General features: G+C 49.8%; 1 protein-coding gene. It reads left to right on the plus strand.

Going from position 1 to position 259, the window contains the following annotated elements; genetic code table 11:
* Window positions 1-259, plus strand: a 259-nt coding sequence (locus SB689_RS23500; protein ID WP_410694458.1) for a four-carbon acid sugar kinase family protein, incomplete at both ends; no start/stop codon positions are given.

The following is a 259-nucleotide window of genomic DNA, read 5'->3' on the forward strand; positions in this document are numbered from 1 at the left end:
CCAAGGATGTTGTCTTTGGCTTTTCGAATGCGCATCTCCCCAGCTGGGTGATCGAAAAGGGCGGGGCTGATGCTGTAGAGCAAATACGGACAATTACACTTGCGGACATCCGCTTAGGTGGTGTCGTACGCGTACATTCCATCCTGCTCGCTGCGCAAGGGAATACACCGATTATCGTCAATGCAGCATCATATGAGGATCTCGATATTTTGTCGGTGGCATTACTGAGGGCGCTGGAAATGGGAAAAAGGTTTTTGTT

The sequence above is a fragment of the Chryseobacterium sp. SIMBA_038 genome (assembly GCF_046535115.1).
In the GTDB taxonomy this organism is placed as follows: domain Bacteria; phylum Bacteroidota; class Bacteroidia; order Flavobacteriales; family Weeksellaceae; genus Chryseobacterium.